Below are 26554 nucleotides of genomic sequence, written 5' to 3' on the forward strand. Positions count from 1 at the left end.
CTGTTTGATTTTTTCTAAGATCAAATCCATGTCAGTAAATTGGGATTTTCCGCCTTAATGAAATGATGCTCATTCAGGCTCAGCAGCTGCGGTTCATTGCCGACTAAGCGCAGCGTGGTCATGCTGCTGTTGGCAATGGCCCAGTTCAATGCAAAGGTTTTATTCGGACTGAGGCCTAAAATCTTTCCGGCAGCCACGGAAATGACGCCGCCGGAAGTAAACACCACCGCATAGCGCGGCTGGGTCTTGGCCAGTTCATTGCATAAATTCTGCAAGGCGGTTTCGACACGGTGCTTAAAATGCGGCCATGATTCTTCATATTCATGGTGATAGTCACCGCCGGTCCAGCGCTCAATCGCGCCTTCAAAAATTTTAGCCAAATAGGCCCGCGGGTTGTCCTCTTTATCCACATCAGCCTTGAGCAAATGCGGCTCGTTGAAGCGCGGTTCATACTGGGCAAAAACCTGCTGATGGTTGAACTCATTCCAGGCGCTGTCTGTCACCACACTGGCTTCGGGAAAGCACTGCTCCAGCGCAATGCCGGCAGTCTGCTGATGGCGGCGCATTGATCCGGCAACCGCATAGGGCGCTTCTTTCAAAATGCTGTCAAAATACTGACCTAAAATTTTCGCCTGCAATTCGCCGTTGGGAGAAAGCTGGTCATAGCTTTCTGCGCCGAATGAAGCCTGCCCATGGCGAATAAGATAAATCGTGGTCATTTTCCTAAAATTTCCTTCATTTTCCCAATATATTTTTGCGCGACATCATTGGCTTCAAACTTCTGCTTGCCAATCAGCTTCAGCGCGCGGATATGCAGCGCATGAATGACAATCCAGAAATCCTTAAAAGCTGGATTCTTTGTTTGCCGATGGTAATAGCGGTAATAAATCTGCTGCGCAATCACCGCCAGGCGGAAAATGCCGAAGACTTCATAAAAGGTCCAGTTGTCCGTCTGCAGCCCGGTTTTTTCCAAGTAGTAGTCCACCACTTCTTTGCGCGTGAACATGCCTTTTAAATTGGTCGGCTGGCGGCGCGTGGCTTTGAAAATTGGGCTGTCATGCTCTTCCACCCAATAGGCCAATGCCGAGCCTAAATCCATTAAAGGGTCGCCCAGCGTCGCCATTTCCCAGTCCAGCACGCCAATCACTTCTGTCGGGTTTTCAGGGTTTAAAATGATATTGTCAAAACGCCAGTCATTGTGAATGATGCAGGTTTTCGAGTCGGCAGGAATATTGTCTTTCAGCCATTTGCGCACCAGCTTAAAGGAAGGCGCATTCAGCGTTTTGGCTTTTTCATAGCGCGCATCCCAGCCTTCAACCTGGCGGCGGCAGTAGCCATCGCCCTTGCCCAGCTGTTCCAGCGCCGTGCCCTGATACGGCACCTGATGCAGTTCAATCAGCTTGTCGATGACATTAATGCACAGCTCGCGCACCTGCGCTTCACTGAAATTCAGATTCTTCGGCAGATTGGCGCGCGGAATAATGCCTTCAACGCGCTTCATCACATAAAAGTCGCAGCCGATGACCGATTCATCCTGGCATAAGGCCACCATTTCCGGCAGCACGGGATAAAACGGCGCAAGATTTTTCTGCACATTGTATTCACGCGCCATGTCATGCGCAGATTTGGCTTTGGTGCCTTTAGGCGGCCGGCGCAAGATTAAATCCGCATTTTCATATTTTAAGCGGTAAGTCCAGTTGGAAGCGCCGCCTGAATATTGAGTGACTTCTACCGGGCCTGAAAGCTCTTCACCCTGCTCAATCAGCCAATTTCCGACAGCGCGGACATCTAATTCCTCACCATCACGCACTGATCCGCCAATATCAATCACTGACATTTTATTTCTTCCTAAAACCCTGAATTTGTATTTTATAAAAAAGGCTTAATATGAATTCACTGCATCTTTTTCTTATAGCATGACTCCCGGTTTGAAGTCACGGCTATAAGACCGGCAGGATTACTTTTTGCTGCGCGAGCTGTAGCCGCGCTTTGCCAGTTCCAGCTTGGCAATCATGCCTTTATGCACTTCGTCCGGGCCATCCGCCAGGCGCAGCGAACGCGCCTGCGCAAAGAAGCCGGTCAATGGCGTATCGCGCGATACGCCGGCGCCGCCGTGTATTTGAATCGCCATATCGACCACTTTTTCCAGCACGCTGGGCGCAACCACTTTAATTGCTGAAATTTCAGTCAAGGCCGCCATATTGCCCAGCGTATCCATTTTATAGGCCGCATACAGCGTCAGTAAGCGCGCCTGATCAATCGCCACGCGCGCTTCCGCAACACGCTCCAGATTGCCGCCGAGTTTCAGAATTTCCTTGCCGAATGCAGTGCGGCTCATGCCGCGGTCAATCATCAGCTCCAATGATTTTTCCGCCGCGCCAATGCAGCGCATGCAGTGATGAATGCGCCCCGGCCCCAAGCGGCCCTGCGCAATTTCAAAGCCCTGGCCTGCACCGCCGATAAAGCTGGAAACAGGCACGCGCACATCTGTAAAGCTGATTTCGCCGTGGCCGTGCGGCGCATCATAGTCGCCGAAGACCGGCAGCATCCGTTCAATTTTCACCCCGGCAGCATCGGCAGGAACCAGAACCATAGAGTGCTGATGATGGCGGTCTTTAGTTTCATCCGGCGTATGCGCCATAAAAATAATGACTTTTGCATTTGGATCGCCCAGGCCCGATGACCACCATTTGCGGCCATTCAGCACAATTTCACCGCCTTCGACAACCGCCGTGGCCTGCATATTGGTTGCGTCACTGGATGCCACCGCAGGCTCAGTCATGCAGAACACGGAGCGGATCTTGCCTGCCAGCAAAGGCTGCAGCCACTGCTCTTTCTGCTGTTCTGAACCGTAGCGCCATAAAACTTCCATATTGCCACTGTCAGGCGCGTTGCAGTTAAAGACTGCCGGCGCAATCAGGCTGCGTCCGGAGAGTTCTGCAATATGCGCATATTCCTGCACGGAAAGTCCTTGGCCAAGTTCAGCATCGGGCAGGAACATATTCCACAGTCCGGCGGCTTTGGCTTTGGCTTTCAAAATTTCCAGCTGCGCCGGCCATTGCCATTTGGTCCAGTCACCGCCCTGATTCAGCTCATGCACTTCATGCCAGAATGCTGTTTCAACAGGCTCGATTTCATCCTGAATAAATTTTTTAGTTCTTTCAATATAATCCTGCGCGCGCGCTGATAATTCAAACATGGCAGCTTCCTTTAAAATATTATGCTTTCTGATCTTTACAGCAGCATAACCTGAAAACTATTATGAATAAAATGATTTTACTCCATAGCAAATCATGAATAATATTCATAGCAAAAACATTCTCGATATGCGCGCTTTCCACCGCATTGACATCAATTTATATCCGCTTTTTGTTGCAGTATTTGAGCAGCAGAATATTTCCAAAGCGGCGCAGATTCTGTGCATCACCCAGTCAGCCGCCAGCCATGCCCTGCAGCGCCTGCGGCAGCATCTGCAGGATGACCTGTTTGTGCGCGCCGGCAGCAAAATGCTGCCGACGCCTTTTGCAGAACAGATTTATCCGGCCATTCAAAATGCGCTGGCGGCCATTCAAGGCATTTCCATGCAGAAGCAGCGCTTTGACCCCAGCATGGTGCAGAGCCTGAAAATTGCGGTGCATGATGAAATTGAACCGATTATTTTCCCCAAGCTGGTGGCGCATTTTCAGCAGCTGGATTTGGCCATTCAGTTTGTCAGCATCAAGCTGGAGCGCAAAAGCATTGCGGCGGACTTGGCTGCCCAGCAGATTGATTTTGTGATTGATCTGGAGCAGAACTTCGGCGAAAAAATTCAGTTTCAGAAGCTGCTGCAAGACCAGTTTGCGGCCTGCACCCAGCAGAATCAGCTGACTGAAGCCAGCTATCTGTCCTCGCCGCATATTGGCGTTTCTTCGCGCCGCACCGGCGTATTGCTGGAAGATGTGCATCTTAACCGCAGACAGCTGTCCCGGCAGATTTTTCTGCGCTGCCAGCACTATTCAACCGCCTTGCAGATTTTGGAACAGCAGCCGCAGGCGATTTTGACTATTCCGAAAAATATTTTGGCTCATTTGCAGGTTGCTGAGTGCCTGAAATTTTTTGATGTCCCTGTGGAACTGCCGGAAATTAAGTTGGGGATGCATTGGCATAAGGATTTGCAGGAAAATCAGCGCCATCAATTTTTGCGGAGCGAAATTTTTAAAATTTTCGCTTAGGCTATTTTGAATGGGTATAAATTTGCTTAGGCTATTTGCAGCATGCACGGCGCAACGGATCCGCGCTGGAAACACATCTTCAGCATCTGCAGACAGCCGCCTAATATTTCAGCAAAATATTGATTGTTCGATGTTTTTTAAGCCAATAGCGGATCAATCTGCCGGATATTCCAGCAGATTTCATTTACAATACAGCACATTCTAAGGTCTCCAACTTTTGCTGGATTTATTGGATACGGATCAATAGATTCAGCAGTCTTTTTTTATGCTCGCAAACTTATCTCCCGGCTGGCTGATTGCCTTAGGCATGGCGCTGTGCCTTGCCGCTTTATTTATTCTCCGCAAAATTTATCTTTTTCTGGCTGAGCTGTTTATTCCCTTTAAAAAAGGCAAATCGTACTGGTGCCGCGTGATTGCGGTCAGTGACGGCGACACCCTCACCTGCTCACGGCTGAATATCCGCCGTTCGCAAACCAAATTGCGTTTTGCCTATGTCGATGCGCCGGAATCTTCTCAGGCCTATGGCAAAGAATCGCAGCGCATGGTGCAGGCCATGGTGCACAAGAAGCTGGTTCGGGTCAAAATTACCGATGTCGACCGCTATGGCCGCTGCGTCGGCGTGATTTACCGCTACCGGCGCAATATGAATGAGGAAATGATCAAGCGCGGCGCCGCCTGGGTATATGAAGAATATATCCGTGATAAAAAGCAGCTTAAGCACATGCTGGCCCTGCAGGAACATGCCCGCAAGCATAAAAAAGGCTTATGGAAAAGCGCGAAGCCAGTCCGGCCAAGCGTTTACCGCAAGCAGCGCAAATGATAATGGAGCGGATTAAGCTGTGCTGATCCGTTCATTTTTATAATGCATTTCTTAAATCTTTGATTATTTACGGCGGGCGCTTGGTATTAAAGCCAATCTCCCACGTTCCTTGCAAAGCCGCGCTGGGCGAGGAAAGCGTCTGTCAGCTTGATGCGCCTCAGTGCAAAATCTATTTTAGTTCCTATCGGCTTTGTTGCATAAACCCATCTTCCAAGGTTTATGGCCTATAATTAATTGATGAATAAGCCTGCACCTAAAATTTATCGCACAACGAATTGGGCATCGTACAGCAACAATGTCAGTGATTTACTTGATCAAATCCCGCAAGAAGAGCAGTTTGATTCGATTTATGCAGGTAGAGCTTATGACACAAAACACTGCTGGCAGGTAATTCCACCCAGAAAAAATGCGGAACTTTGGAAAGATTAAAAAGCAAGTGCTATTGAACGGAATGAATTGCTTAAAACAGTAAAACATTTAGGCAGAACAATATGGAAAAAGCGGTCGAGTTATCAAAGATCAAAATTGAGCATTTCGGGCGAAATAATGACGTGATAAAGAGATTTAAACGGTAATAAAAACATTAAGATACCCTGCTTTTTTTAAATACTGAGAATCTAATGTATAAATCTATTTTAAAACTCTTGTTTCCGTTGATTGGCCTTACTGCCGGTTACAGCCATGCACAAGAGTTCAAACTAACAAGCAGCGATATTTCTCATGGCAACTTCATGAAGAATACGTTTGAATTTAATGGTTTTGGCTGTACAGGTGGAAACAAGTCACCTCAACTGTCATGGAGTGGTGCGCCAAATGGGACGAAGGCATTTGCAATCTTCGCTTATGATCCTGATGCACCGACTGGAAGTGGCTGGTGGCACTGGCAAGCAGTGAACATTCCTGTTGAAGTTAACTCGATTACCTCTGGCGATGGAAAGCTCAATTATAAAGATGTGATTAACGTGACAAATGATTATGGTCAAAAAGGGTTTGGAGGCGCTTGCCCACCTAAAGGCCATGGTGTTCATCGCTACCAATTCACCGTATATGCTCTCGACCAAAAACTCGAACTGCCAGCTGATGCATCTGCTGCATTAACTGGCTATATGGTAAAAGCCCATTCATTGGGTTCAAGTACCATCGAAGCTCTATACAAGCGTTAAGTCAATTTAAAGCCCTTTGAGCTGCAGAGAAAGTGGCTCATAAGGAATTGAATCAAATTCAAAATGCATGTTTCTTAGTCAAAGGAAAAAACATGTCTGCGCATGAAATCGAATCATCGATGAGAAAGCCCCACATTTTAGCCCTTCATGGCGATGCGATTTATGGTTTTAGTCAGGGGGCCTACATTGCAAATCGGGTCAATAATCTTCAAAACGATCCTGTACTCTTTGATAAACTTAAAGAATATGGGTATTAAACTATGTAATAAAAGATGTTATTTTGATTAAGGAAGCTTAATTTGAATACCTCTATATTTTACATCATAAGCACATGAAAAAACTAAAACTTTGCATTATGAATAATGTTATTGATGTTGCTAAAAATATGATTAAAAATGAATCACAATTGCCATTCTCTGTATACTCATCTTATAAGGTTCAGAAGATAACTAATGTTCCAATTCTAAAACCATTGCTTATTTTCATACTAAGCGGGACTAAACAATTAGGGAAAAGTGACTCAATAGAATGTCAGTCTGGAAGTTTTATTTTTCTATCAAATAACCCTCGAATTGATATGCGGAACATTCCGCTTCAGGACGAGTATTTTGCGGTACTGATTGATTTTGATCATGATGATTTTTCAGAACTTCCTAAAATGCCGCTGCCTTCTGCGAAGTTTTTTCAAGGTGAAATAAATTCACTGCTTTCCAGCGCACTTTGCCAGTTTATGGAGATGTCAACAATCGCGCCATCCCATGTGATGAAACGCAGAAAGAGAGAAATTTTAGAAATTATCTATCATTCTGGATATACCGATGTTTGCAATATCGTCAAATCTCCAAATTTGAGCGGGAAGGTTCAATCCCTGATCTCGAAGGATTTTTCCTGTGACTGGTCAGTAGAGTTGATTGCTTCCAATCTATTTATGAGTGCTTCTACGTTAAGAAGAAAGCTTAAAAGTGAAGGTAATACGATTCAAGATATTCGAAATCGAGCACGTTTAGGATACGGACTTCATTTATTACAATCGACTCAATTGCATATTGGAAATATTGCGGAGCAATGCGGCTATCAGTCTCAATCTCGATTTACTGATCAGTTTAAGCTTCTTTTTGGCATGACACCACGGGAAATACGGAAAACGAAAATGATCGATTAAAGGCAATTTCTGACGCTTTCAGATGTATTTCACCGCTGCAAATGAATATAGCTCCGCACACAAAATCTAATGAAATCATATTTTATGGGCAATTATGTGTAATACAGACTTTAGAATTTAGCTATAGCGCCTGCGTCCAGCCTTGCGCTGCACAATAAAGCCACGCTTTTTATTTACCGCTTAAACTGCGGATGGCATTTCAGCGCACCTAATGGCAGCAATGATTCCAGAAAAGAAAAAACCAGTCAGCTTTGACTGGTTTTTCCCGCAGGTTGCCCTTTTTACTTTAAGGATAAGCCAGCTGAATCAGCAGCCTGAACGCGCCGGCAACCGCCGCCAGCGCTAAAAAGCCGCCCAAATACAGCGCAATAAACCACTGCGTTTTTGAAAGCTTCATTATAATTCCTCCATTTTAATGGTAGCCGTCATCCCCTATCCGGACTTTGTCACGGAAAACCCAGTAAGAAAGCCCTGTATAAATCAGGATGACCGGTATAAGAATCAAAGCGCCAATTAGCGCAAACAGCTGGCTGCTTTGCGGCGCTGCCGCCTGCCAAATGGTCACTGACGGCGGAATGACATAAGGCCACAGACTGATGATAAAGCCGGTATAAGCCAAGAAAACCAGCGCCAGCGTATAGATAAATGGGCTTAATTCCTTGCGCTGCCTGCATGCGCGAAGCGCAAGGAAGGTAAACAGCAATACTAAAATAGGCACTGGGCTGAAATACATCAGCTGCGGCTGGCTGAACCAACGCGCGGCAATTTCAGGATGCGCCATTGGCGTGTAAATGCTGACACAGCCGAAAATAATGAATAAGGCAATAATCATCTTCGGCATCAGCTGGTACATGCGGTTTTGCAGCGCTTGATCTGTCTTGAAAATCAGCCAGCCGCAGCCTAGGGCAGCATACAGCGCCACAACACCAATGCCGACAAATACGGTGAATGGGCTGAGCCAGTCCAGTCCGCCGCCCGCATATATGCCATTGACGGTTTTAATGCCTTGAATATAGGCGCCCAAAATCATGCCTTGGAAAAAGCTGGCCAAAATCGAACCGCCAATAAAGGCTTTGTCCCACCAGTGCCTGCTCTTATTGGCCTTGAAGCGGAACTCAAAGGCTACGCCGCGGAAAATCAGCGCAATCACCATTAACATGATAGGCATATACAGCGCAGACAGCACGGTTGAATACACTAAGGGAAAAGCCGCATACAGCGATGCGCCGCCCAGCACCATCCAGGTTTCATTGCCGTCCCAGACCGGCGCAACGGTATTCATCATGACATCGCGCTCTTCCTTGCCTTTAATGAAAGGAAAAAGAATGCCGATGCCCAAGTCAAAGCCATCCAGCACCACATAAATCAGCACGCCAATGGCAATAATTACAATCCAAATGAGCGATAAATCAATCATTGCCTTTCTCCTGCTGCTGAGCGCTTGGCGCATCAAGGCCTTCATCAATGCTGCTTAATGGGCGGTGTGAGGCCTGAATGACTTCGGCTTCACTGTGCGGCGCAGAATAAATAAACTCCGGGCCTTTGTGCATGATTTTCAGCATGTAGTAAATGCCGACGCCAAATACAACGCAGTACACCAGCACAAAAATGATTAAAGTTAAGCCGACCTGCTCTGCAGAAACCGGCGACAGGCCGTCTGAAGTGCGCATAACGCCATAAACTACCCACGGCTGGCGGCCCACTTCGGTCGTAAACCAGCCGGCAAGCAAGGCGATAAAGCCTGAAGGTCCCATGGCAAAGGCAAAGCGATGCAGCCATTTGTTTTCGTACAGTTTGCCGCCTTTGCGCAAAAACAGGGCCATGACGGCAAGCAGCATCATCAGCATGCCTAAGCCCACCATAATGCGGAAGCTCCAGAACACCACCAGCGAATTTGGACGGTCTTCAGGCGCAAACTCTTTTAGGCCTTTGACTTCGCCGTCCATGCTGTGCGTCATGATCAGGCTGCCGAGATTCGGAATGCCGACGGCATATTTGGTTTCTTCGGCTTGCATATCGGGAATGCCGAATAAATACAAAGGCATGCCTTCATCCTTATTGGTTTCCCAATGGCCTTCAATCGCAGCAAGTTTTGCAGGCTGATGCTTTAATGTATTCAGTCCGTGGTTATCGCCAATCAATACCTGCAATGGCGCCAGAATTAAAATCATCCACAGCGCCATAGAAAATGAGGTTTTTACCAATGCATCGCGCCGGCCTTTCAGCAGATGCCAGGCGGCCGTGGCAGCCACCAGCAAGGCGGACACCAGAAATGCAGCGGCGGCCATATGCGCCAAGCGGTACGGAAATGACGGATTGAATACAATGGCAAACCAGTCCTGCGGCACAATAATGCCGTTTTCAATGCTGAATCCTTGCGGGGTCTGCATCCAGCTGTTGGACGATAAAATCCAGAACATGGAAATGCAGGTGCCGACCGCAACCATAAGCGTTGCAAAGAAATGCGCACGCTTGCCCACGCGCCCCCAGCCAAACAGCATAATGCCGAGAAAGCCGGCTTCCAGAAAGAACGCGCTCAGCACTTCATAGGTCAGCAAAGGGCCTGTCACGCTGCCGGCAATGCGCGAAAACTCGCTCCAGTTGGTGCCGAACTGATAGCTCATGACCACGCCTGACACTACGCCCATGCCAAAAGCGACCGCAAAAATTTTGACCCAGAATTTAAACAAGTCTTGGAAAACAGGGTTGCCTGTTCTAAGCCAGCGCCACTCTAAAACCGCTAAAAAGCTGGCAAGGCCAATGGAAATTGCAGGAAAAATAATATGAAACGAAACCGTAAAAGCAAATTGGATTCGCGCCAATTCCAGCGCTGTTAAACCCAGATTCATAGCGCTGCCCTCAGCATATCAAGCGGTGACCGCAGCGGCGCCAGATTTGCAGCATTCGGCTGCATAAGGCTTTCAGCCAAATTCAAAGCATAGGCTGTCTGTTTCCCTGCATTTCGGGAAATGAATAATTGATGCATATTCTGTCTCTGTTAAAAACTTTCTGAAGGCCCTATGCAAAAGGCATAAGGCCGCAAAATCATTTAAAACAAAGCGGCTGGCGGCGCCCTTCCTTGGGGCATAAGATAAAGCTTTTGCAGCGCAAAATAGACATGCTTAAACGCTTGCTCAAAGGCAATTAAGCGCACCTGCACACGGTCAAAAACTTCTGCCACCCCCAGAACTGGAGGCATGACTAAATCACCGTAAACGGTGCAGTACTGGCATTGATGATTGTGCTCATTATGCGCTGTATCGTGATGATACAGCTTATAGTCATCGAGAAAATTCAGATGATGATGACGGTGTCCGGCATGGCTTGCATCGCTGCTGTGCAATGACGCGGCAGGTTCATGCTGATGATGAGAGGAAGCGGACAGTAAATTGTGCGTAATAGACATGCAGACCGGGGCAATATGATATTGCTCCGGCAGAAGCGGCTGTAAATATACAGCGATCTGTAAAAGTATTGCCGCTGCTGCCAGCAGCAATCCACCGCGTATAAACAAATTACTGTCTCAAACTTTGCGCTTGGCGATGCATGAATGCACCTAATTAAATACCAAGCAAATCAATCAACTTTATCTTTTTCACTATAGTTTATAAAAACATATTTTAAAAGCTTTAAATCGACTTTTTTCATGCGCTTTTCTGCTGGGCGCATGGCAATAGCTGTCTGATATTCTGCAGATAATTGCTTCAACAGATAGAAGCAGGATGCGTTAAGGCAGCTGCAGCCGCACATGCAAGCGCCGGCTGCAGTCAGTGAAGGGATTTTTTGACGCTTGGCAGAACTAGAAAGTCGCCTGCAGCACTTTGGCGGAAACTTTGCCTTTCCATAAGTCGCGCAGCGCCGGCAAATAGAATTTTTCGCCTAACTCGACCAGTTCTGCATCAATTAAACCATGAACTTCATGCATGAACAGATAGTCCAAATCTACAGTTGAAAGTAAAGGCTGCGCTTTAGAAAAGTCTTTGCGCTTCTGCTGCGCCTGCTTGACTAAGCTGTCTGCATATTTGCGGTCTTTGAATTGCGCAATGGCGTTTAAGCGAAGCTCAATCACGCCCCAGCCGCTGAGCAGCAGCTTAAAAATTTCGAAATCTTTAGCAGTTGATTCCCAAGTCATTTCTTCCAAGTTTTCATTTTCTGGCAAAACCGGCAGCATCAATTCCATTACGCTTGGAAAAATCTTTTTAAAACTCAGAACAAATTTAACAGGATGCTCACCCGGATAGTCCTTGAATTGCACCTTTTTTTGAACATCTGTTAAATAAATATTGAACATTGAAAATTTCCGCATGTAAGTTACTGTTTTTCTAAAGTTAAAAAATAGCCTATCAAAATTCTATCAAAACTTTAGAAAAACAGTATTTTAAAGTGTTGCATATTTTAGCAATTTTGACATGTTAATCAATGAAAACATCCATCTAAAATCGAGTGCTAAAAAAGTATAAAAGACCAAATAAGAAAAAACTCAAAACAAAGGCTATCAATTTACGCACTGAACGCAAACAGTAATATGCACTTTTGTTGAAATTGAGTGCGCTGTGCAACCTGAAAGCAGGATGCATAGCAATAAAACAGCCAGCCTCACTTAGCTGTCCACTTTTTATAAGCATTGTCCAGCTTTACATCGTAATTATTTTTAGCAAACGCCGGGCCGTTGTAGCCTTTGGCAAAAGTCTTCCAGTCCTTATTTTTCAGGGCACTGATCAGGCCATTCACTTTAATGTAGCGGCACATCGCCTCCAGCTGTGAAGCTTCATCCTGGTACATTGCATTGACAAAGGCCTGCAGGAGCTGCTGAAAAGTCACCTTTTCGTTATTTAGAAACCGCCATACGGCCTGCGTTGCTGAAAAGCTGGACTTCTGGGCCGAAGCAATATCTTTAAGGGCTGGAGCGAGTGAGGCAAGTGGATTCATATTGAGCTGAACTAAATGCCCGTAGCGCTTGACTAGCCGGGCATCCAGTTTTGAAATGTTAAATTGAAGAGCATGCTGTTCAATTTAACCCAACTTCTTATATTTGTGTAGATACCTATGCTTACAGGGGGGAGGATGAAAATGGCAGAATATTGCACCCAATTTTAAATCCTATTGAATGAAAATTTGCTTAAACCTAATTCAGATTAATTAAATATAAAAATAATATTAAAACATAGAGTTAAAACTTAAACTCTTTTACAATTCTCATCTTCATTGTGCTGTGATCAATAAAAAATGAAGAAATTAATAGGCTTATGTGTATTACTGACGCTAATGGGATGCAGTAAGCAGAAAACCCCTGTCAGTGTGGAAGAGGAACAACAAAAAGCAGAAGACAGTACTCAATTTACTGAGAGTTTGGAAGTTGAGCCTGAGTTATTTGGATTTCATTCTTATGAGTTGGGTGAGCTGGTTAAAAATTTAATGCCTGATACTCAAAAAAATGAAATGCTTGAAGTTTGGCAATGGGATGATTTAGCCAATGATGCAAAAATTAGATGGGTCACGGAAGGTTATAAAGAAGAATATAATTCTAATACTTTAAGTACCGTGTCTTCTCGTGAAGGTTTGGTGCGTGTACATCAATTGGGTGAGCGTGTTTCACAATTGAAAGACCGTAAATATGAAGTGCCTTGGTCAATTCGTTATGAAGGTAAAGATGCAAAATTTGGAGTAAATTTAATCACTTTACAGCCAAAAACTAATTCCATGATCAGCTTTAATGATCCTATCCCATCACTTAAAAAACAAGGCATAAAGATTACTGCTATTTGTAGCCAAAGTTTTGCTGGAGAAGCGATCGATGTTTCTTTATTGGAAGCCCGAAAAAAACAACCAGTCTATATCATTGATCGTTCTAGTGGTGGTTCGGGAGGAGAAACTCGTTGGTTGGAACTTAGTTTACAAAATTTAAGTACTGAATGGTGTCCAGATGACAGTACCTAAGAGATATAAGTAAACTAAAAAAGCAGGATTAATCCTGCTTCTTGTTTTGGTCTTTTTTCAGTAGTGTCATGCATATCAAAGCAAGCTCAATGAAAGACAACAACCCTTAGCATTCTTTGTTCCCCAAAAGCGTTCTGCTTGTTTAATATTCTTATCCTAAATTATCTGCTGGACTTGGTGTTTCAATCCCCTGCATAGATGATGTCCCATGCTGTGGCACCGGTGGATTCATTGGACTGGTATTCTGCTGTACCTGCATATCCGCCAAGCCTTCACTTCCCATCTGCGCACCGCGCCCCTCCAGATACGGCGAACGAATATCACGCGCTGCAGTTTCTTGCGCTGTCGGGAAGTTCGGATCTTGGCCCATTGGATTCGGGCGCTGATATCCAGCACCTTTCATAATTTCATCAGCAATAGGCGCAATCTACGGCATCTGAGCGCCACCCTGCATTGCAGAGTAGCTTGCCTGAACGCGCTTCGCATCTGTATAGAGAATTTCGCTGTCTGTTTTGCGCTCTTTCAGCTCAAGCTCTTTGGCTTTCTACTCATTGCCGGCATCTTTAAGCGCTTGGGTGACAGCCTCCTTAATGCGCTGTTCAATTTCTTCTTCTGTCGGCAGCTTAGCCGCATTGCGGATTGCTTCCACAATTTCTTTCTTAAACGGCGTGTCTGAAAGCGCAATGATATACGGCAAGACGGTCACTTGAATGTTTTGAGGCAATGACTTGGTAACTTCGGATAATGATTGGAACTGCTGTTCACGGAAACCTGCCGTAGTCGGCACATCATCAAGAATGACTTTTAACCGGGTGCGCTGCAAATCATTTGACAGATACGCATAGCCGCGCTCATCCGTTTCAGGCCTGTTAATGACTATCGTGCGGTTCCTGAAAGCTCTGAGTTGGCGGCGGTATAGTTAATAGCCGCTTGCTTGCGGGCACTGAACCAGCGTGTGATTGCGGAATACTGATTGCAATTTGATCAAAACAGCACATTGCTGATCATCTTTATAGCGGTTCTCCCTGTATTAGGTAATTATCACCATCTTTCTTGAAATCAAATCTAAAATCTAAGGACTCAGTATTGCTAAGTACCAAATTAACATCACATACAAGTGCAGAGTCTTGAGAAAAATCAACAGCTTGCTCATTTTGAACTTTGATAGCCTTGATATGGGTTTGCAAAGCATACGGCGACTCATTAAATGTATTCAACATTTGCATTTTTATCCGATCATTACTGCAATTTTTTAGGTCTTTAGCGCCAACAATTCCAACATTAAAATAATTTAAAACTGGGTTTCCAAGAAAATATACCCCACCCAATAATGCACCAAATAAAATTAAAGCATTTACACCGCTAAACATGCGGTCACTGGTACTTTCATAATCACTATTCGGAGCAGCGCATTGCGGGCAGCTTTTTGCTTGATTGCTGTAGTTATGTCCACATTCCGGGCAAGGCTTAAGGCTCATTTTTATACTCAACATTAAAATTTTTAGGCACTATACTATAGAATATACTGTTTTTTTTGAATTTATTATGATTTCTGGACAGTAATATTTCTATCATTCGCTTTTGAATACAATTCAGAAAATATCAGATTCTGAATATTCAACATAAAATCTTTATACGGAACAGCCTTCACTTGAGGACTGCTAATTCACACACTGAACACAAACAGCGGTATTCACGTTTTCTGAAATTAAATATGCTGTGCAGCCTAAAAACAGGCTGCAGTTCATTCAAGCGGTTTTAATCAAAACTTTAAGATTTATAAATTAAAGACATCCAGCGTTTGCTGCGGTACTGGCGTATTTTTAGGAACCAGCTTGTAATCTTTTTTATTTTCCCTGATTGGGCATCCTTTATACCCCCACTTTGTTACTTTACCTTGTTCCAATTCAAATACACTGGTACACCCCATCAGAATGTAAGGATTTTGCGCATGGTATACAACAATCTTTGAGGCGCTTGAACTCTGCTTAATCTCACTCGGTTCTCCCCAATGCGCTATTAAGTCTTTTTCCGGCTTTCCAACCCACGCATTCATGATATCGCTATGGGTTTCGTATCTATTGCTGCTGCCAGTCATAGTTCCTGTTGGCGATAAGGTGCAGGCAGATAGAGTTATGCAAGACGCTAACAGTATTAAAATTTTCATAAACTTCTCTTTTATTATAAATAATCAACAGTATAACAATAAAATTCACAAAAACTATCCAATACGATAAGGCATTCTAAATAGGGCGCGCTCCAAAATCAGCATTGATCCATGCAGCATAATGGCCGCAGGAAACGGCCTTCAGATGATCATTGAGTAATAAGTTAGGCGGACAAGCCTATGCGGATTGCCCGGCCTCCTTATTTGGCGTTCGGAGAAACCATCTGTTCAGGACGCACCACATCATCAAACTGCTGTTCAGTCACCAGCCCAAGCTCAACAGCCACGCGCTTTAAAGTTTTGCCTTCTTTATAGGCGGTTTTAGCCACTTTGGCGGCATTTTCATAGCCAATGACCGGATTCAAGGCCGTTACCAGCATAAGTGAGTCATGCAAGAAGTGGTCAATTTTTTCACGGTTCGGCTCAATGCCGGCAGCGCAGTGCTCATTGAAGCTGTTGCATGCATCGCCCAGCAGCTGAATCGACTGCAGCAAGTTGTAGGCAATCACCGGCATAAATACGTTCAGCTCAAAGTTGCCCGATGCGCCGGCAATATTGATGGTCGTGTCATTGCCCATCACCTGCGCCACAACCATAGTCATGGCTTCGCTTTGCGTCGGATTGACCTTGCCCGGCATAATGCTGGAACCCGGCTCATTTTCAGGAATGCGCAGTTCGCCAAAACCGCAACGCGGGCCGCTGGCCAGCCAGCGGATGTCATTGGCGATTTTATTCAGGCTGGCCGCCAAAGTTTTCAACGCGCCGGAAGCAAATACCGCGGCATCGCGACCTGCCAGCGCTTCGAATTTGTTTGGCGCAGTCATAAAAGGCAAGCCCGTCAGCTCGCCTAACTGCTCTGCAGCTTTCACTGCATAGTCCGGATGCGCATTTAAGCCAGTACCGACTGCGGTGCCGCCCAAAGGCAGTTCATACAGTCCGGAAAGCGCCTGCTGCAGGCGCTTCAGGCCATGATCCAGCTGCGAAACATAGCCGCTGAATTCCTGCCCCAAAGTTAAAGGCGTCGCGTCCTGCAAATGGGTGCGGCCAATTTTGACAATGTCGGAGAATTCTTTGGATTTGGCCGCCAAAGTGTCGCGCAAAGCGGTAACTGCAGGAATCAGCAGCTCGTTGATTTGCAGGCTGGCCGCTACATGAATTGCGGTTGGAAATGAGTCATTGGTAGACTGCGCGCGGTTGACGTGATCATTCGGATGCACCGGCTTTTGCGCGCCTAAAGCATTGCCCAGCTTATGATTGGCGATATTGGCAATGACTTCGTTGCAGTTCATATTGCTTTGCGTGCCGGAACCGGTTTGCCAGACCACCAGCGGAAATTGCGCGTCCCAATCTCCGGCAATCACTTCTTCCGCAGCGCCGACAATATAGTGCGACAGTTCCTGAGGGATTTGATTCAGTTCGGCATTGGTCATGGCGGCGGCTTTTTTAACCAGCCCCATGGCCCGAATCATTGGCCGCGGCAGGCGTTCGCCGCCAATTTTAAAATTCTGCAGACTGCGCTGCGTCTGCGCGCCCCACATTGCTTCACTTGGCACTTCCACTTCACCCATAGTGTCGTGTTCAATACGTGTTTGCATGTTCAAACCTCATTTCCTTGTTAAAGGTTAAAGACCTTGGCTCTAGCAAAAACAGCGTGCTATGGCTATTTCCAGCAGTTTATGCAAGATTGAAATATTTGTAAATGATAATTATTTTCAACAGCTAGCTGTTTTATTGAAATGCCCTGCTCCAGTATCTGTATTCGGCTGCTTATTCTATTTTGGCGGGTTTGGGCAGATATGCAAGCCTGCAGTTCAGAAATCAACCGGCTTTTCATTTTTAAATTCTAGACTTTATTTGATACGCGGAAGCGTCATCCGCCTTTTTACTTTAAAAGCTTAAACACCTTTGCGCAGGCAAGGCCATGCGGCGCGCGGTATCTGAAGTTTGCTTTACTTAATTATCGGACAGCAATAGCTCTAAGTATTGGGTTTAAAACACTAAGACTCTGCCCTGTGCAGCTCAAAAGTTAAGGAATATTGCAATAAACGCCTTAACTGGTCAGTATGAAGCTTTAAATCAGAATCTGAACAGGCGAAGTTCACAGCCGGGGATAGGCCTGCTATTGCCCACGCAATGTCAGCTGATAGAAGCGCCACTCATCTTCTAGAGTTTTCTTCAGGCTGTTCCCGGCTTTCCATTTTAAAATTTCCTGCGCCTTCTCTGTGCTGGCCCCCAGCTGGTCAAATTCCGCATTTGAATAATAGCCGGCGTCAACGGTTTTAATTTCGCTGCCGGTGACTTCTGAAACCTGATCCAATAATTTCTGAATTGAAATCAGCTCCCCGGCAATATTGAACGCTTCACAGACATGCATCTGCCGGCTGAGCCAATGCAGCGTCAGCAGAATGGCCTGGCAGCAGTCCAGCACATGCAGAAAACTGCGTTCCGCAGTCTTATCTTCAGTATTGGCCTGCCGGCGCAGTTCAAGAAACTCGCGCTGCATCGCACCAACCTGCATGGCCAGCGGCACAATATTTTTCGGCAGCGGCGTGATGAATTCGCCCAATACGCCATGCTCAAATGCGCCGGCAATATTACCTAAACGCAGAATGGCAATTTTCCATTCGCTGTCGGTATGCGCGGTATCGCGGATGATTTCCTCAATCATCTGCTGCGATTTTACATAGGGGTTGGGGTAAGCATAGTTAAACGGCGTATCTTCCTTCAATTCTGCGGACGATTGGCCGTACACCGCCAAGCTTGAAAGATGCACCAGCGTCCGCACGCCGGTTCTCTGCATGGCGCGCATCAGGCTCATTATGCAGCTGACATTGTCATTGTAGTATTCCAGCGGCTTCAGCACCGATTCTTCTAAAGACTTGAAGCCGGCCGCATGCACCACCGCACTGACGGAATACTGCTCAAACACTTTATTCAGCGCCGGGGTGTTGCGAATGTCCAGCTTAATAAAAGGCACATACATGCCGGAAATATATTCCAGGCGTTCCAATACCTGCAGGCCTGCATTGGACAAATTATCAACAATGATGACTTCTTGTCCCTGCGCTAAAAGACTTAAAGCAGTGTGCGAGCCTATAAAGCCTAATCCACCAGTCACTAAAATCATTGTATACTACCTTTTTCTTATGAAGTCCGGATAAGCAGCCTGCCGCTGCCTGTTCCTGCAGTGAATTTTGATGAGCACTTTATTACTGATTACCTCCGCGCCAACCTCCATTCATGCCTGGCATGCGCTGGGCCTTGCCCAAGCCTTACAGCAGCAAGGTGAAGACTTCCGTGTGTTCTTTTATCAGGACGCTGTGGCTGTTGCCAATGCTTTGCAATGGGTGCCGGATGATCAACGCAAGCTTACTGCAGAATGGCAGAAGCTTGCGCTTCGGCTGCCGGTGTGTGTCAGCGCAGCATTGGCGCGTGGAATTACCGATGAAGAAAATGCTCTGCGCCATAATATTCAGCAGCATAATCTAGCTGCCGGCTTTGAGCTGGTTGGCTTAGGTGAACTCGCTGATGCTGTTCAATCCTCACAGCGCCTAATTCAATTCTAAAAGCTATTTTTTGGGAATTTGCTGCATTTAAAAGGTTTATTGTGTGAAAACTGTACTCGTTATACTGACTCAGGCCAATTTAGCCAGCCTGCAAGTGCATGAGAGCTTGTCCGCGGCGATGGTGCTGGCAACTTTTGGCTGTGAAGTCAAAGTTCTGCTGCAGGATGGCGCACTGAGCTTGCTGGCCTCCGAACTTGAATTTGACCGGTTCAAGCATGCCTTTAAAGTCGCCTCCAACATGGTCGACAGCTTTGAGTTCTATGACCTGACGCCGGTGCTTGTCGAAGCAAAAAATCAGGGCAATGCCTTTGTTCAGGCCGCTGAACAGGAAATTGAATTTATCGAATTGAATGCCGCCCTGATTCAGCAGTTTGATCATGTGCTGTACTGGTAAGCGGTGAGAAAAATGTCAGAAAAAACCATGTCAAATAATACGCTCTATCTCATTCAGGCCAGCTATGCCACTGCCCCGCTGGCCCTTGCCAAGCTGCAGCAGCTTTATGCGCCGGGCGATCAGGCCGTGCTGATGGGCGAATCCGTGCTGCATGCAGACCATGAAGCTATTGCACAGCTATCGAATTGCCATGTACTGGACACTGAACAGCAGCTGCTGAATCCGGCACTAAGCGCAGTTCAAATCATCAGCTACGGCGCTTTTGCCGATTTGTGCCTGCAGTTCAGCCGCTGCGTGACGTTAAAATAACAGTTTAAGATAACGGTTTTACAGATGAATTTAGAACTCGATCAAGATGGCCATTTGGCGGATTACAGCATTTGGACTGAAAGCGTGGCGCAGGAGCTGGCCAAAAGCTTAGATCTTGAATTAACGCCTTGGCATTTTGAAATTCTGCAGGCGGTGCGCCAGTTTTATCAACAGTTCGGGCATGCGCCGGCAACGCGCCCGCTGATTAAATTCCTAATGAAAACCGTCAGCGCCGATCTCAATAACGCGGTACTGCAGGAAAAATTCAATACCGGCTTGGTGGCGCGCCATCTCAGCCGCTTGGCAGGCGTGCCTAAGCCGGCCAACTGCCTATAAGCGCTTTTTCGATTTGATTTATTGACCTGTTCTGCAGTTCAAGCCTGCTTAGGGAGATAGCTGAAATAGGTCTGGGTAAAAACCGGCTTCACCTGCCTGGCATGCAGCCGGTTTTTGCATTCTGAACAAACCATGACGGGCTGAAACGCCTGACCGCAGCTGTTGTGCACATACTGCACCGGCGCGCCTTGGCCTTGATCCATCCATTTATCAGCCCATTGGGTCATTGCCATTAAAATTGGATACAGCTCCAGGCCTTTTTCGGTCAGCCGGTATTCAAAGCGCTCCTGCCGGTCAAAATACGGCGCTTTGACTAAAATTTCATGCTCAACCAAGCGCTTCAGGCGCTCAGACAGCACATGGCGCGTAATGCCTAAATTCTGCTGAAAATCATCAAAACGGCGCATGCCCATAAAGGCATTGCGTAAAATGAGCATCGTCCAGCGGTCGCCAAGCACTGACAGCGTGCGCGCGATTGAACACGGCTGATCGCCAATATCTTCCCATTTCATGCTGATGAACCACCTAAGATCTATGCCCTAAAATTAATGGATTAAGCGCATTTTGAAAAGGGGCTGCGGGGCTAATGCCAGGCTAAAAATGAATTTGATCCAAATCCTGCGCAATAATTTCCAGCCAAGCCCGCGCAGCCGGGCTCATGGCGGCAGCCGTGTTCCATGCCATGCTGAGCGTCCAGTTCAAGCTGGGGTTTTCCAGCAGGCTGACACTGTATTTCTGCAGATCCAGCTGTTCACAGTAAATTTTTGGCAGAAGCGCAATGCCGACATTAGACTCCACCATTTTGGCGATAAAATCCCACTGGCTGCTTTTGCACACGGCATTCGGCTCAAAGCCGGCATCATTGCAGGCCTGAATAATCACATTATTCAAAGTGAAGCTGTCGGCATACAGCAGAAAAGACTCTTCCTTCAGTTCAATTAAAGACACCTTCCCGCGGTCGCGCCACTGCGACTGCCGGCATGAAAGCAGGCACAGCGGCGAATCCATAATCTGAATACCGCTGAGCATGGGCTTTAAGTCGCCTAAAAGAATGCCGACATCAACGCGCTTTTCCAAAATGGCATCTTCAATTCCGGATGCGCCGACTTCTAAAAAGCTCAGTTCAATATTCGGGTACTGCTTGTGAAATTTAGCGATCAGCGTGCTGAGCAGCACCGAGCCTAAGGGCGGCAGGCCCAGCGTCAGCTTACCCTGCTTCAGCGCCCTGACCTGCGCCACGGTTTCCGCAATGCGCTGCTGCTCATTTAAAATCACTAGGGCATGCTGATAGATTTTCTCGCCCATATAGGTCATAACCGCTTCACGCTTGCGCCCTGCCTCGCCTTTATGAAACAGAGGCACGCCGATTTCATCTTCCAGCTGGCGGATCATTTTGCTGATGGTCGGCTGAGTAACGCAGAGTTCTTCTGCGGCCAAGCTGAAGCTTTGCTTCTGCACAATAGCAGCGAAAACCTTCAGGGCTTTAATATCCATGGCTGAATTATTCCAATTAAGCATAATTATAATTTTATTATTCATAATTAAGCATGCCGGTCAATTTTAAAATAGCGCCAATCCCACAAATTCAGCCGGTTATGTCCAGTCCATCTCAGCATCCGAAAATGCTTCATTTTGCCCAAGCGCTTGCCCAGCTTGGCCTGCTCTTCATGATTTGGCTGATCGGAACGGCCATTCAAAAATGGCTGCAGCTGCCGATCTCAGGCGGCGTCATTGGCCTCTTGCTGCTGCTGGCTGCGCTGCTGCTGGGCGTGTTCAAGCTGCAGTGGATTAAGCGAGGCACTGACCTGATTTTGGCGGAGCTGATGCTGTTTTTTATTCCCTGCCTGGTCGGCCTGATCAAGTATCAGCATTTATTTGTGACGCAGGGCTGGCAGCTGATAGTGTCTGTAGTAAGCGGCACGGTCTGCGTCATGGCGGTTACCGCCTATGCCGTGCATTTGGGCTTCAAGCTTGAAGCGCGCTTAAAGCAAAACAGCCAAGGACAGAAAAACCAACATCCTTCCGGCAGCAAAATGGCGCATGGTGAATAAGATGCACAGCATGTCGCTTTTATGTTTTGCCCTGACCCTGGCCGCCTATGTGCTGGTGAAAAAGCTGTACCGCAGACACCCTTATCTGCTGCTGTCGCCGGCACTGTTTGTGCCCTTTCTGATGATTCTGTTCATGCTGGCCTTTGATGTGTCTTATGACACCTATATGGAGGAAAATCAGTGGATTGTCTGGATGCTCGGCCCTGCGACCGTGGCTTACGCCATTCCGATTTATGAATACCGCCAGGTGATGAAAAATCATGCCATCGCCATCAGCCTCGGCATTGTGCTGGGCATGCTGGGCGGCATTGTCAGCGCCTTTTATTTAGCCAAGCTGTTCAGCTTCAATCAGGAAACCGCCTACAGTTTAATGGCCCGCTCCATTTCAACGCCGTTCGCCATAGAGCTGACCGAAAATCTTGGCGGTTCTGTTGAATTGGTGATTTTATTCACCATGATTACCGGCATTGCCGGAGTCGCGCTGGCGGATTTGGTGCTGGCGGGGCTACAGCTGCATTCGAAGTTTGCGCAAGGCGCAGCCTTGGGCAGCGCAGCGCACGGCTTTGGCACCAGCAAAGCCTTTATGCGCCATAAAGAGGAAGGCGTGGCTGCCTGCTTAAGCATGGTGCTGGCGGGGGTCTTTATGGTGCTGCTGGGGCCAAGCCTAATTCATGCGGTGATTTGGCTTTTAGGCTGATTACCGCAGCGCGCCGTTCAAGGCTAAATGCAGGACGGTACGCGGTTTTCAGGGCTGATGCCTGTCAGTTAAGCATAGTTCCCCAAGCCAGCGTTTTTGCATCTGAAGATCAGGCCGTTTTACCGGCCTAGGCAGCGTAAAAACTGCAAATCACAAAAGCCAAAAGGCTCACGCATTCCACAATTTCAATGCTGGCGCCCACGGTATCGCCGGTAATTCCGCCAATGCGCTGAATGAACTTATGGCGCAAATAGATCAGGCTCAGCAGGAAGCATAAGCTGGCCACCCATCCCGCCCATGAAAAATAGCCGGATGCGCCAATGCAGGCCATAAAAATACCGATTGCGCCAACTTTGGGAATAAAGGCATCCATAGCGCTGCCCAGGCCGTTTTCACGCACATAAGGCGCGGTTAAAAATAAAAACAGCGGCGCAAGCCGTCCCAATACCGGAAATAAAATCAGCGCAGCATACAGCCCCTTTTCCAGCAGCAGATAAACAGCCGACCATTTCAGCAGGCACGTCAGAATCAGGCTCAGCACGCCAATCGGCCCGCAGGCCGGGTCTTTCATGATTTTTAAAGTGCGCTCAGCATCGCCAAAACCGCCCAGCCAGGCATCGGCCGTGTCGGCTAGGCCGTCCAGATGCAGGCCGCCGGTCAGCCAGATCCAGACCGTCAGAATCAGGCTGGACAGCAGCACGGCAGGAACCGCATGCAGCACGCTGGCTATTGCAAACAGCGTCAGGCCAATCATCAGCCCAATGACAGGATAAAACAGCAGCGACCGGCCATTCTGCTCTTTGCTGGGCATGGCTTTCAGCTGCACCGGAAAAACCGTCAGAAACTGCAGCGCAATCCAAAATGGCGTCATGCTTCTTGCTCCAAAATACGGATGGAATCTGCATCGGCCAGTTCAAAGCTGTTGAGCTGGCCCAATTCGGCAGTCATTTTCAGCACATCATCCAAAGGCTGGCGCTGCGCTTTGCATTTCAGCAGCTTAATCACCCCGCCATGGGTAACCAGCAAGGCCCGCCGATGGCCACGCTGACGCATATGCTGCAGCAGCTGTTCAAGCCCGGAGCGAATCCGCTGTTCAAAAGCCAGCAGGCTTTCTGCATTCGGCGGGGTAAATTGCGTGGGCTGCAGCCAGAACTTTTCCAGCGCTTCCGGCTCAGTTTCATAAATCTGCTGCGCCGAAACCGCTTCCCAGTCGCCAAAATGCATTTCCTGCATCAACGGCGCGGGAATGAGCGGCAGATCCAGCTGCGCTGCAGCCTTGGCTGCAAACGCATGGCAGCGCTGCAATGGCGAACTGAAAATTGCATCCCAGCGTATTTTAGCCGCCAAGGATTGATCCAGCGTCTGCTCCATCTGCTGCCAGCCTTCCGCCGTCAGCGCGTCATCGGTTGAACCGCGCAGCGTATGGCTCAGTTCTGTTGCTCCATGCCGAAGCAGGTCAATCCTATACATGCTTTTCTTCCCGCGCCTGATTTTGCAATTAATTTTCCGCTTAACGTTGCAATTAAACCTTTTCGCCAATAACGGCAGCTTCCGCAAAAGTCGCCATATTATTATGCAGGCTGCAGGCCAGCTTGATTAAGCCCAGCGCAGCCCCCGCGCCGCTGCCCTCGCCCAAGCGCAAGTTCAGCTTCAGCAAAGGTTCCGCCTGAAGTTCATCCAGCAGGCGGCGGTGGCCGTATTCGGCAGACTGATGGCCGAACAGCATCCAACCGCGCACCGCAGGATTCATGCGCACCGCAGCCAAAGCGGAAACTGTGGCAATAAAGCCATCCACCACAATAGGCAAGCCTATTTGCGCACAGCGGAGATACGCGCCGGCCATAGCGGCAATTTCCAAACCGCCCACTGCGCATAAGGCCTTAAAGGCGTCATTGCCGGCATAATCTTTGTGCAGGGCTAAAGCCTGATTAATCACATTTTTCTTATGCGCCAGCTGCTCAGCACGGATGCCTGTGCCGACGCCTGTCAGCTGTTCCGCCGGCTCATTCAGCAGGAAGCAGGCCACCGCCGAAGCTGAACAGGTATTGCCGATGCCCATTTCCCCAGCAACATAAATTGACGCGCCCTGCTGCAGCGCTTTGTCTGCGCTTAAGCGCCCTAAATTCATAGCCTGCATGCACTGCTGTTCAGTCATGGCGGCCTGCTTGGCGAAGTTGGCCGTTCCCGGAATAATGCAGTGGCGCTCTACGCCAGCATATTCATAAGCACCGCCTACCGAACCGCAGTCAATCACCTGCAGAGCCGCATTGTATTCTTTCGCAATCACGCTGATGCAGGCGCCGCCGGAGGCGAAATTCTGCAGCATCTGGCGGGTAACCGCCTGCGGATAGGCCGAAATATTTTCTTCCATCACGCCATGATCGCCGGCAAAAATTGCGATCCACGGCTGATTGATCTCCGGCTTGGCCCGATGCTGCAGCGCCGCCAGCAGAACTGCCGTGCGCTCCAGCTCAGACAGTGAGCCTGTCGGTTTGGTTAACTGAAGCTGGCGCACTTCGGCCTGCTGTCTTGCTTCTTCACTTGGCGCCTTGCACGCCTCCAACCACCAGTTCACGCTTTCTCTCCTTTTAAAATCATTGGGAATCCTGCCACGCAGAACACCACTTTATCGGCAATCTGCCCCAGCTGCTGATGCAGGCGGCCCGACTCATCGACAAATTTTCGGCTGATCTGCCCCATAGGCACAACGCCTAAACCGGTTTCATTGCTGACTAAAATGATATCAGACTTTAATTCAGGCAAAACTTTCAGCAGTTTTTCGCATTCATCCGGCTGCATCCGGGCATCTTCCTGCATCAGCAGATTGCTCATCCACAGCGTCAGACAATCCACCAAAATCATCTGGCCGGCCTGATCAATCCGCTGCAGGCGCTCGGCCAAATGCAGCGGTTCCTCAATCAGCGGCCACTCCGCCGGGCGCTGCGCCTGATGATGCGCAATCCGCGCCTGCATTTCATCATCCCATGCCTGCGCAGTGGCAATATAAGTCACTGGCAAAGCGGATGAAATGGCTGACTGTTCGGCTAAGCGGCTTTTGCCGGAGCGCGCGCCACCTAAAATAAGCTGAATCATAGATTACCTAAATTAAATTGCTGATAGCCTGACAGCAGCCCCTGCAGCTGCTGGGTCGCATAAGTGCCGAAAGTCAGCTGCCGTATTTCAAGCTCAAAGCTTTGCTGCTGAATTGCATCCGCACGGCGGAAGACTTCACCGCTATTAAAAGCATGACTGTATAAACCCAAGGTAATATGCGGGCAATAGCTTAAAGGCGCAATTTCGCCTGAACACCGCGACAGCTGCTGGCGGATTGCATCCAAGGCCTGTTCTGCATCTTCAATTTCGATAAACAAGGCGCTTTCAAAACTGTTGATTTTTCCAGTTTTCAATTTGAATGGCGCAAGATCAAGCCGCTGCAACTGCCGCAGCTGCGCGTTTAATTCCAGATCAGTGAAATCATCATCATAGCGCTTATGCTGATGCAGAAAGCCGCAGACAAACAAGGTGATATGAAACTGGCGGGTATTCGGATGAAATAAGAAATCGGCAAAATGCCGCCGCAGCTGCGCCAAATAAGCCAATACTTCCGGCTGCTGGATTTCCAAATACCATAGGGCATAGCGCTGACGGCCCTTATGCCACTCAGGGTAGTCCTGAGCGGCGGTCGGCACAGCAGGCATAGAGGGCAAAAGAAACACGCAGCATTCACAACAAAATCAGTTG

At 47.8% G+C, this 26554-nt stretch carries 33 protein-coding genes and 3 pseudogenes; 14 read left to right on the forward strand and 22 right to left on the reverse strand.

The features are described from left to right. Positions 1-20: 20 nt before the first annotated feature. The 3 genes from RSA72_RS00090 to RSA72_RS00100 all read right to left on the reverse strand — a co-directional run bounded on the left by RSA72_RS00090 (position 21) and on the right by RSA72_RS00100 (position 3199). Positions 21-719, reverse strand: a complete 699-nt coding sequence (locus RSA72_RS00090; protein WP_332623700.1) for a histidine phosphatase family protein — start codon at positions 717-719, stop codon at positions 21-23. After that, the gene (locus tag RSA72_RS00095) at positions 716-1837 is read right to left on the reverse strand and encodes a phosphotransferase family protein (protein WP_332623698.1); all 1122 of its coding nucleotides are present in this window, start codon (positions 1835-1837) and stop codon (positions 716-718) included. Before RSA72_RS00095 ends, RSA72_RS00090 begins: the two co-directional genes overlap by 4 nt. Positions 1838-1957: 120 nt before the next feature. Then, positions 1958-3199: an acyl-CoA dehydrogenase family protein gene (locus tag RSA72_RS00100; RefSeq protein WP_332623697.1), complete on the reverse strand. Its 1242-nt coding sequence runs from the start codon at positions 3197-3199 to the stop codon at positions 1958-1960. Between the two features lie 94 nt (positions 3200-3293). On the opposite strand from RSA72_RS00100, the gene RSA72_RS00105 reads away from it, so the two are divergent. The 6 genes and pseudogenes from RSA72_RS00105 to RSA72_RS00130 all read left to right on the forward strand — a co-directional run bounded on the left by RSA72_RS00105 (position 3294) and on the right by RSA72_RS00130 (position 7356). Next, the gene (locus RSA72_RS00105; protein WP_332623696.1) at positions 3294-4211 is read left to right on the forward strand and encodes a LysR family transcriptional regulator; all 918 of its coding nucleotides are present in this window, start codon (positions 3294-3296) and stop codon (positions 4209-4211) included. Between the two features lie 265 nt (positions 4212-4476). Beyond that, positions 4477-5031 (forward strand): thermonuclease family protein, encoded by a 555-nt coding sequence (locus tag RSA72_RS00110; protein ID WP_332623695.1) that lies wholly within the window; start codon positions 4477-4479, stop codon positions 5029-5031. Positions 5032-5298: 267 nt separating this feature from the next. Continuing rightward, positions 5299-5586 (forward strand): annotated as a pseudogene (locus tag RSA72_RS00115) (IS5/IS1182 family transposase); the annotation flags it as partial. 65 nt (positions 5587-5651) lie between these two features. Next, a complete protein-coding gene (locus tag RSA72_RS00120) occupies positions 5652-6194 on the forward strand; it encodes a YbhB/YbcL family Raf kinase inhibitor-like protein (RefSeq protein ID WP_332623745.1) in 543 nt (180 codons plus the stop codon). A gap of 92 nt (positions 6195-6286) precedes the next feature. After that, a complete protein-coding gene (locus RSA72_RS00125; protein ID WP_332623744.1) occupies positions 6287-6451 on the forward strand; it encodes a hypothetical protein in 165 nt (54 codons plus the stop codon). A gap of 98 nt (positions 6452-6549) precedes the next feature. Beyond that, positions 6550-7356 carry an AraC family transcriptional regulator gene (locus tag RSA72_RS00130; RefSeq protein ID WP_332623747.1) on the forward strand — a complete coding sequence of 269 codons (807 nt, stop codon included), beginning with the start codon at positions 6550-6552 and terminating at the stop codon, positions 7354-7356. Between the two features lie 286 nt (positions 7357-7642). Here RSA72_RS00130 and RSA72_RS00135 read toward each other — a convergent pair whose 3' ends face one another. The 7 genes and pseudogenes from RSA72_RS00135 to RSA72_RS00165 form a co-directional block, all read right to left on the reverse strand. Further along, a complete protein-coding gene (locus tag RSA72_RS00135; protein ID WP_332623743.1) occupies positions 7643-7753 on the reverse strand; it encodes a DUF2474 domain-containing protein in 111 nt (36 codons plus the stop codon). A 15-nt stretch (positions 7754-7768) separates the two neighbouring features. Then, on the reverse strand, positions 7769-8773 hold the full coding sequence (gene cydB / locus RSA72_RS00140) for a cytochrome d ubiquinol oxidase subunit II (protein ID WP_332623742.1): 1005 nt from the start codon (positions 8771-8773) through the stop codon (positions 7769-7771). Next, entirely contained in the window at positions 8766-10205 is a 1440-nt protein-coding gene (locus tag RSA72_RS00145) for a cytochrome ubiquinol oxidase subunit I (RefSeq protein ID WP_332623741.1), read from the reverse strand. Before RSA72_RS00145 ends, cydB begins: the two co-directional genes overlap by 8 nt. A gap of 200 nt (positions 10206-10405) precedes the next feature. Next, positions 10406-10870, reverse strand: a complete 465-nt coding sequence (locus RSA72_RS00150; protein WP_332623740.1) for a DUF2946 domain-containing protein — start codon at positions 10868-10870, stop codon at positions 10406-10408. A gap of 62 nt (positions 10871-10932) precedes the next feature. Then, a complete protein-coding gene (locus RSA72_RS00155; protein WP_332623739.1) occupies positions 10933-11064 on the reverse strand; it encodes a hypothetical protein in 132 nt (43 codons plus the stop codon). 91 nt (positions 11065-11155) lie between these two features. Then, complete coding sequence (locus RSA72_RS00160; RefSeq protein WP_332623738.1) at positions 11156-11647, reverse strand: hypothetical protein; 492 nt, start codon at positions 11645-11647, stop codon at positions 11156-11158. Positions 11648-11952: 305 nt separating this feature from the next. Further along, positions 11953-12159: pseudogene (locus tag RSA72_RS00165) on the reverse strand (N-acetylmuramidase domain-containing protein); the annotation flags it as partial. Between the two features lie 423 nt (positions 12160-12582). Between RSA72_RS00165 and RSA72_RS00175 the strand changes: the two are divergent. Next, the gene (locus tag RSA72_RS00175) at positions 12583-13293 is read left to right on the forward strand and encodes a hypothetical protein (RefSeq protein ID WP_332632587.1); all 711 of its coding nucleotides are present in this window, start codon (positions 12583-12585) and stop codon (positions 13291-13293) included. Between the two features lie 151 nt (positions 13294-13444). Here RSA72_RS00175 and RSA72_RS00180 read toward each other — a convergent pair. The 4 genes and pseudogenes from RSA72_RS00180 to fumC form a co-directional block, all read right to left on the reverse strand. Further along, a pseudogene (locus tag RSA72_RS00180) lies at positions 13445-14179 on the reverse strand (portal protein); the annotation flags it as partial. A 124-nt stretch (positions 14180-14303) separates the two neighbouring features. Continuing rightward, positions 14304-14771, reverse strand: coding sequence for a hypothetical protein (locus RSA72_RS00185; RefSeq protein WP_332624645.1), 468 nt, complete (start codon positions 14769-14771; stop codon positions 14304-14306). Between the two features lie 299 nt (positions 14772-15070). Beyond that, a complete protein-coding gene (locus RSA72_RS00190) occupies positions 15071-15460 on the reverse strand; it encodes a hypothetical protein (protein WP_332632589.1) in 390 nt (129 codons plus the stop codon). 200 nt (positions 15461-15660) lie between these two features. After that, positions 15661-17055, reverse strand: a complete 1395-nt coding sequence (fumC, locus tag RSA72_RS00195; RefSeq protein WP_332632592.1) for a class II fumarate hydratase — start codon at positions 17053-17055, stop codon at positions 15661-15663. Positions 17056-17116: 61 nt separating this feature from the next. On the opposite strand from fumC, the gene RSA72_RS00200 reads away from it, so the two are divergent. Beyond that, positions 17117-17359, forward strand: a complete 243-nt coding sequence (locus RSA72_RS00200) for a hypothetical protein (protein WP_332632594.1) — start codon at positions 17117-17119, stop codon at positions 17357-17359. A gap of 220 nt (positions 17360-17579) precedes the next feature. Here the strand turns inward: RSA72_RS00200 and RSA72_RS00205 are convergent, their stop codons facing one another. Beyond that, on the reverse strand, positions 17580-18587 hold the full coding sequence (locus RSA72_RS00205; RefSeq protein ID WP_332624355.1) for an SDR family NAD(P)-dependent oxidoreductase: 1008 nt from the start codon (positions 18585-18587) through the stop codon (positions 17580-17582). A gap of 70 nt (positions 18588-18657) precedes the next feature. Here RSA72_RS00205 and tusD point away from each other — a divergent pair, with 70 nt between their 5' ends. From tusD to RSA72_RS00225, 4 genes are read left to right on the forward strand one after another with little or no spacing between them, the layout of a single operon-like run. Beyond that, positions 18658-19026 (forward strand): sulfurtransferase complex subunit TusD, encoded by a 369-nt coding sequence (gene tusD / locus RSA72_RS00210; protein ID WP_332624357.1) that lies wholly within the window; start codon positions 18658-18660, stop codon positions 19024-19026. 43 nt (positions 19027-19069) lie between these two features. Then, a complete protein-coding gene (locus RSA72_RS00215) occupies positions 19070-19420 on the forward strand; it encodes a hypothetical protein (protein WP_332624359.1) in 351 nt (116 codons plus the stop codon). 27 nt (positions 19421-19447) lie between these two features. Beyond that, the gene (locus tag RSA72_RS00220; protein WP_332624361.1) at positions 19448-19729 is read left to right on the forward strand and encodes a hypothetical protein; all 282 of its coding nucleotides are present in this window, start codon (positions 19448-19450) and stop codon (positions 19727-19729) included. Positions 19730-19753: 24 nt separating this feature from the next. Continuing rightward, positions 19754-20065, forward strand: a complete 312-nt coding sequence (locus tag RSA72_RS00225; protein WP_332624363.1) for a TusE/DsrC/DsvC family sulfur relay protein — start codon at positions 19754-19756, stop codon at positions 20063-20065. Between the two features lie 38 nt (positions 20066-20103). On the opposite strand, the gene RSA72_RS00230 is transcribed toward RSA72_RS00225, so the two are convergent. Both RSA72_RS00230 and RSA72_RS00235 read right to left on the reverse strand, forming a co-directional pair. Continuing rightward, positions 20104-20577, reverse strand: coding sequence for a winged helix-turn-helix transcriptional regulator (locus tag RSA72_RS00230; protein ID WP_332632599.1), 474 nt, complete (start codon positions 20575-20577; stop codon positions 20104-20106). An 82-nt stretch (positions 20578-20659) separates the two neighbouring features. After that, positions 20660-21559: a LysR substrate-binding domain-containing protein gene (locus RSA72_RS00235; protein WP_332624484.1), complete on the reverse strand. Its 900-nt coding sequence runs from the start codon at positions 21557-21559 to the stop codon at positions 20660-20662. Positions 21560-21660: 101 nt separating this feature from the next. Between RSA72_RS00235 and RSA72_RS00240 the strand changes: the two genes are divergently transcribed. Further along, positions 21661-22116, forward strand: a complete 456-nt coding sequence (locus tag RSA72_RS00240) for a CidA/LrgA family protein (protein WP_332632600.1) — start codon at positions 21661-21663, stop codon at positions 22114-22116. 1 nt (position 22117) lies between these two features. Beyond that, positions 22118-22813 (forward strand): LrgB family protein, encoded by a 696-nt coding sequence (locus RSA72_RS00245; RefSeq protein ID WP_332624488.1) that lies wholly within the window; start codon positions 22118-22120, stop codon positions 22811-22813. Positions 22814-22940: 127 nt separating this feature from the next. On the opposite strand, the gene RSA72_RS00250 is transcribed toward RSA72_RS00245, so the two are convergent. The 5 genes from RSA72_RS00250 to RSA72_RS00270 are packed head-to-tail and all read right to left on the reverse strand — an operon-like array spanning position 22941 to position 26529. Next, the gene (locus RSA72_RS00250; RefSeq protein ID WP_332624478.1) at positions 22941-23684 is read right to left on the reverse strand and encodes an adenosylcobinamide-GDP ribazoletransferase; all 744 of its coding nucleotides are present in this window, start codon (positions 23682-23684) and stop codon (positions 22941-22943) included. Then, positions 23681-24283: a histidine phosphatase family protein gene (locus RSA72_RS00255; protein ID WP_332632602.1), complete on the reverse strand. Its 603-nt coding sequence runs from the start codon at positions 24281-24283 to the stop codon at positions 23681-23683. Before RSA72_RS00255 ends, RSA72_RS00250 begins: the two co-directional genes overlap by 4 nt. A gap of 52 nt (positions 24284-24335) precedes the next feature. Next, positions 24336-25388, reverse strand: a complete 1053-nt coding sequence (cobT, locus tag RSA72_RS00260; protein ID WP_332624727.1) for a nicotinate-nucleotide--dimethylbenzimidazole phosphoribosyltransferase — start codon at positions 25386-25388, stop codon at positions 24336-24338. Continuing rightward, positions 25385-25906 (reverse strand): bifunctional adenosylcobinamide kinase/adenosylcobinamide-phosphate guanylyltransferase, encoded by a 522-nt coding sequence (gene cobU / locus RSA72_RS00265; RefSeq protein ID WP_332624726.1) that lies wholly within the window; start codon positions 25904-25906, stop codon positions 25385-25387. The genes cobT and cobU overlap by 4 nt, the downstream gene beginning before the upstream one ends. Continuing rightward, complete coding sequence (locus tag RSA72_RS00270) at positions 25903-26529, reverse strand: 2'-5' RNA ligase family protein (protein ID WP_332632604.1); 627 nt, start codon at positions 26527-26529, stop codon at positions 25903-25905. The genes cobU and RSA72_RS00270 overlap by 4 nt, the downstream gene beginning before the upstream one ends. Positions 26530-26554: the final 25 nt, after the last annotated feature.

The organism is Acinetobacter sp., from assembly GCF_036659555.1.
Lineage (GTDB): Bacteria > Pseudomonadota > Gammaproteobacteria > Pseudomonadales > Moraxellaceae > Acinetobacter.

What these genes read in the sequence shown, in the direction of transcription:
- RSA72_RS00090 (WP_332623700.1), bottom strand. Translation starts at nt 719, where the DNA reads ATGACCACGATTTATCTTATTCGCCATGGGCAGGCTTCATTCGGCGCA.
- RSA72_RS00095 (WP_332623698.1), bottom strand. Translation starts at nt 1,837, where the DNA reads ATGTCAGTGATTGATATTGGCGGATCAGTGCGTGATGGTGAGGAATTA.
- RSA72_RS00100 (WP_332623697.1), bottom strand. Translation starts at nt 3,199, where the DNA reads ATGTTTGAATTATCAGCGCGCGCGCAGGATTATATTGAAAGAACTAAA.
- RSA72_RS00105 (WP_332623696.1), top strand. Translation starts at nt 3,294, where the DNA reads ATGAATAATATTCATAGCAAAAACATTCTCGATATGCGCGCTTTCCAC.
- RSA72_RS00110 (WP_332623695.1), top strand. Translation starts at nt 4,477, where the DNA reads ATGCTCGCAAACTTATCTCCCGGCTGGCTGATTGCCTTAGGCATGGCG.
- RSA72_RS00120 (WP_332623745.1), top strand. Translation starts at nt 5,652, where the DNA reads ATGTATAAATCTATTTTAAAACTCTTGTTTCCGTTGATTGGCCTTACT.
- RSA72_RS00125 (WP_332623744.1), top strand. Translation starts at nt 6,287, where the DNA reads ATGTCTGCGCATGAAATCGAATCATCGATGAGAAAGCCCCACATTTTA.
- RSA72_RS00130 (WP_332623747.1), top strand. Translation starts at nt 6,550, where the DNA reads ATGAATAATGTTATTGATGTTGCTAAAAATATGATTAAAAATGAATCA.
- RSA72_RS00135 (WP_332623743.1), bottom strand. Translation starts at nt 7,753, where the DNA reads ATGAAGCTTTCAAAAACGCAGTGGTTTATTGCGCTGTATTTGGGCGGC.
- cydB (WP_332623742.1), bottom strand. Translation starts at nt 8,773, where the DNA reads ATGATTGATTTATCGCTCATTTGGATTGTAATTATTGCCATTGGCGTG.
- RSA72_RS00145 (WP_332623741.1), bottom strand. Translation starts at nt 10,205, where the DNA reads ATGAATCTGGGTTTAACAGCGCTGGAATTGGCGCGAATCCAATTTGCT.
- RSA72_RS00160 (WP_332623738.1), bottom strand. Translation starts at nt 11,647, where the DNA reads ATGTTCAATATTTATTTAACAGATGTTCAAAAAAAGGTGCAATTCAAG.
- RSA72_RS00175 (WP_332632587.1), top strand. Translation starts at nt 12,583, where the DNA reads ATGAAGAAATTAATAGGCTTATGTGTATTACTGACGCTAATGGGATGC.
- RSA72_RS00185 (WP_332624645.1), bottom strand. Translation starts at nt 14,771, where the DNA reads ATGAGCCTTAAGCCTTGCCCGGAATGTGGACATAACTACAGCAATCAA.
- RSA72_RS00190 (WP_332632589.1), bottom strand. Translation starts at nt 15,460, where the DNA reads ATGAAAATTTTAATACTGTTAGCGTCTTGCATAACTCTATCTGCCTGC.
- fumC (WP_332632592.1), bottom strand. Translation starts at nt 17,055, where the DNA reads ATGCAAACACGTATTGAACACGACACTATGGGTGAAGTGGAAGTGCCA.
- RSA72_RS00200 (WP_332632594.1), top strand. Translation starts at nt 17,117, where the DNA reads ATGGCTATTTCCAGCAGTTTATGCAAGATTGAAATATTTGTAAATGAT.
- RSA72_RS00205 (WP_332624355.1), bottom strand. Translation starts at nt 18,587, where the DNA reads ATGATTTTAGTGACTGGTGGATTAGGCTTTATAGGCTCGCACACTGCT.
- tusD (WP_332624357.1), top strand. Translation starts at nt 18,658, where the DNA reads ATGAGCACTTTATTACTGATTACCTCCGCGCCAACCTCCATTCATGCC.
- RSA72_RS00220 (WP_332624361.1), top strand. Translation starts at nt 19,448, where the DNA reads ATGTCAAATAATACGCTCTATCTCATTCAGGCCAGCTATGCCACTGCC.
- RSA72_RS00225 (WP_332624363.1), top strand. Translation starts at nt 19,754, where the DNA reads ATGAATTTAGAACTCGATCAAGATGGCCATTTGGCGGATTACAGCATT.
- RSA72_RS00230 (WP_332632599.1), bottom strand. Translation starts at nt 20,577, where the DNA reads ATGAAATGGGAAGATATTGGCGATCAGCCGTGTTCAATCGCGCGCACG.
- RSA72_RS00235 (WP_332624484.1), bottom strand. Translation starts at nt 21,559, where the DNA reads ATGGATATTAAAGCCCTGAAGGTTTTCGCTGCTATTGTGCAGAAGCAA.
- RSA72_RS00240 (WP_332632600.1), top strand. Translation starts at nt 21,661, where the DNA reads ATGTCCAGTCCATCTCAGCATCCGAAAATGCTTCATTTTGCCCAAGCG.
- RSA72_RS00245 (WP_332624488.1), top strand. Translation starts at nt 22,118, where the DNA reads ATGCACAGCATGTCGCTTTTATGTTTTGCCCTGACCCTGGCCGCCTAT.
- RSA72_RS00250 (WP_332624478.1), bottom strand. Translation starts at nt 23,684, where the DNA reads ATGACGCCATTTTGGATTGCGCTGCAGTTTCTGACGGTTTTTCCGGTG.
- RSA72_RS00255 (WP_332632602.1), bottom strand. Translation starts at nt 24,283, where the DNA reads ATGTATAGGATTGACCTGCTTCGGCATGGAGCAACAGAACTGAGCCAT.
- cobU (WP_332624726.1), bottom strand. Translation starts at nt 25,906, where the DNA reads ATGATTCAGCTTATTTTAGGTGGCGCGCGCTCCGGCAAAAGCCGCTTA.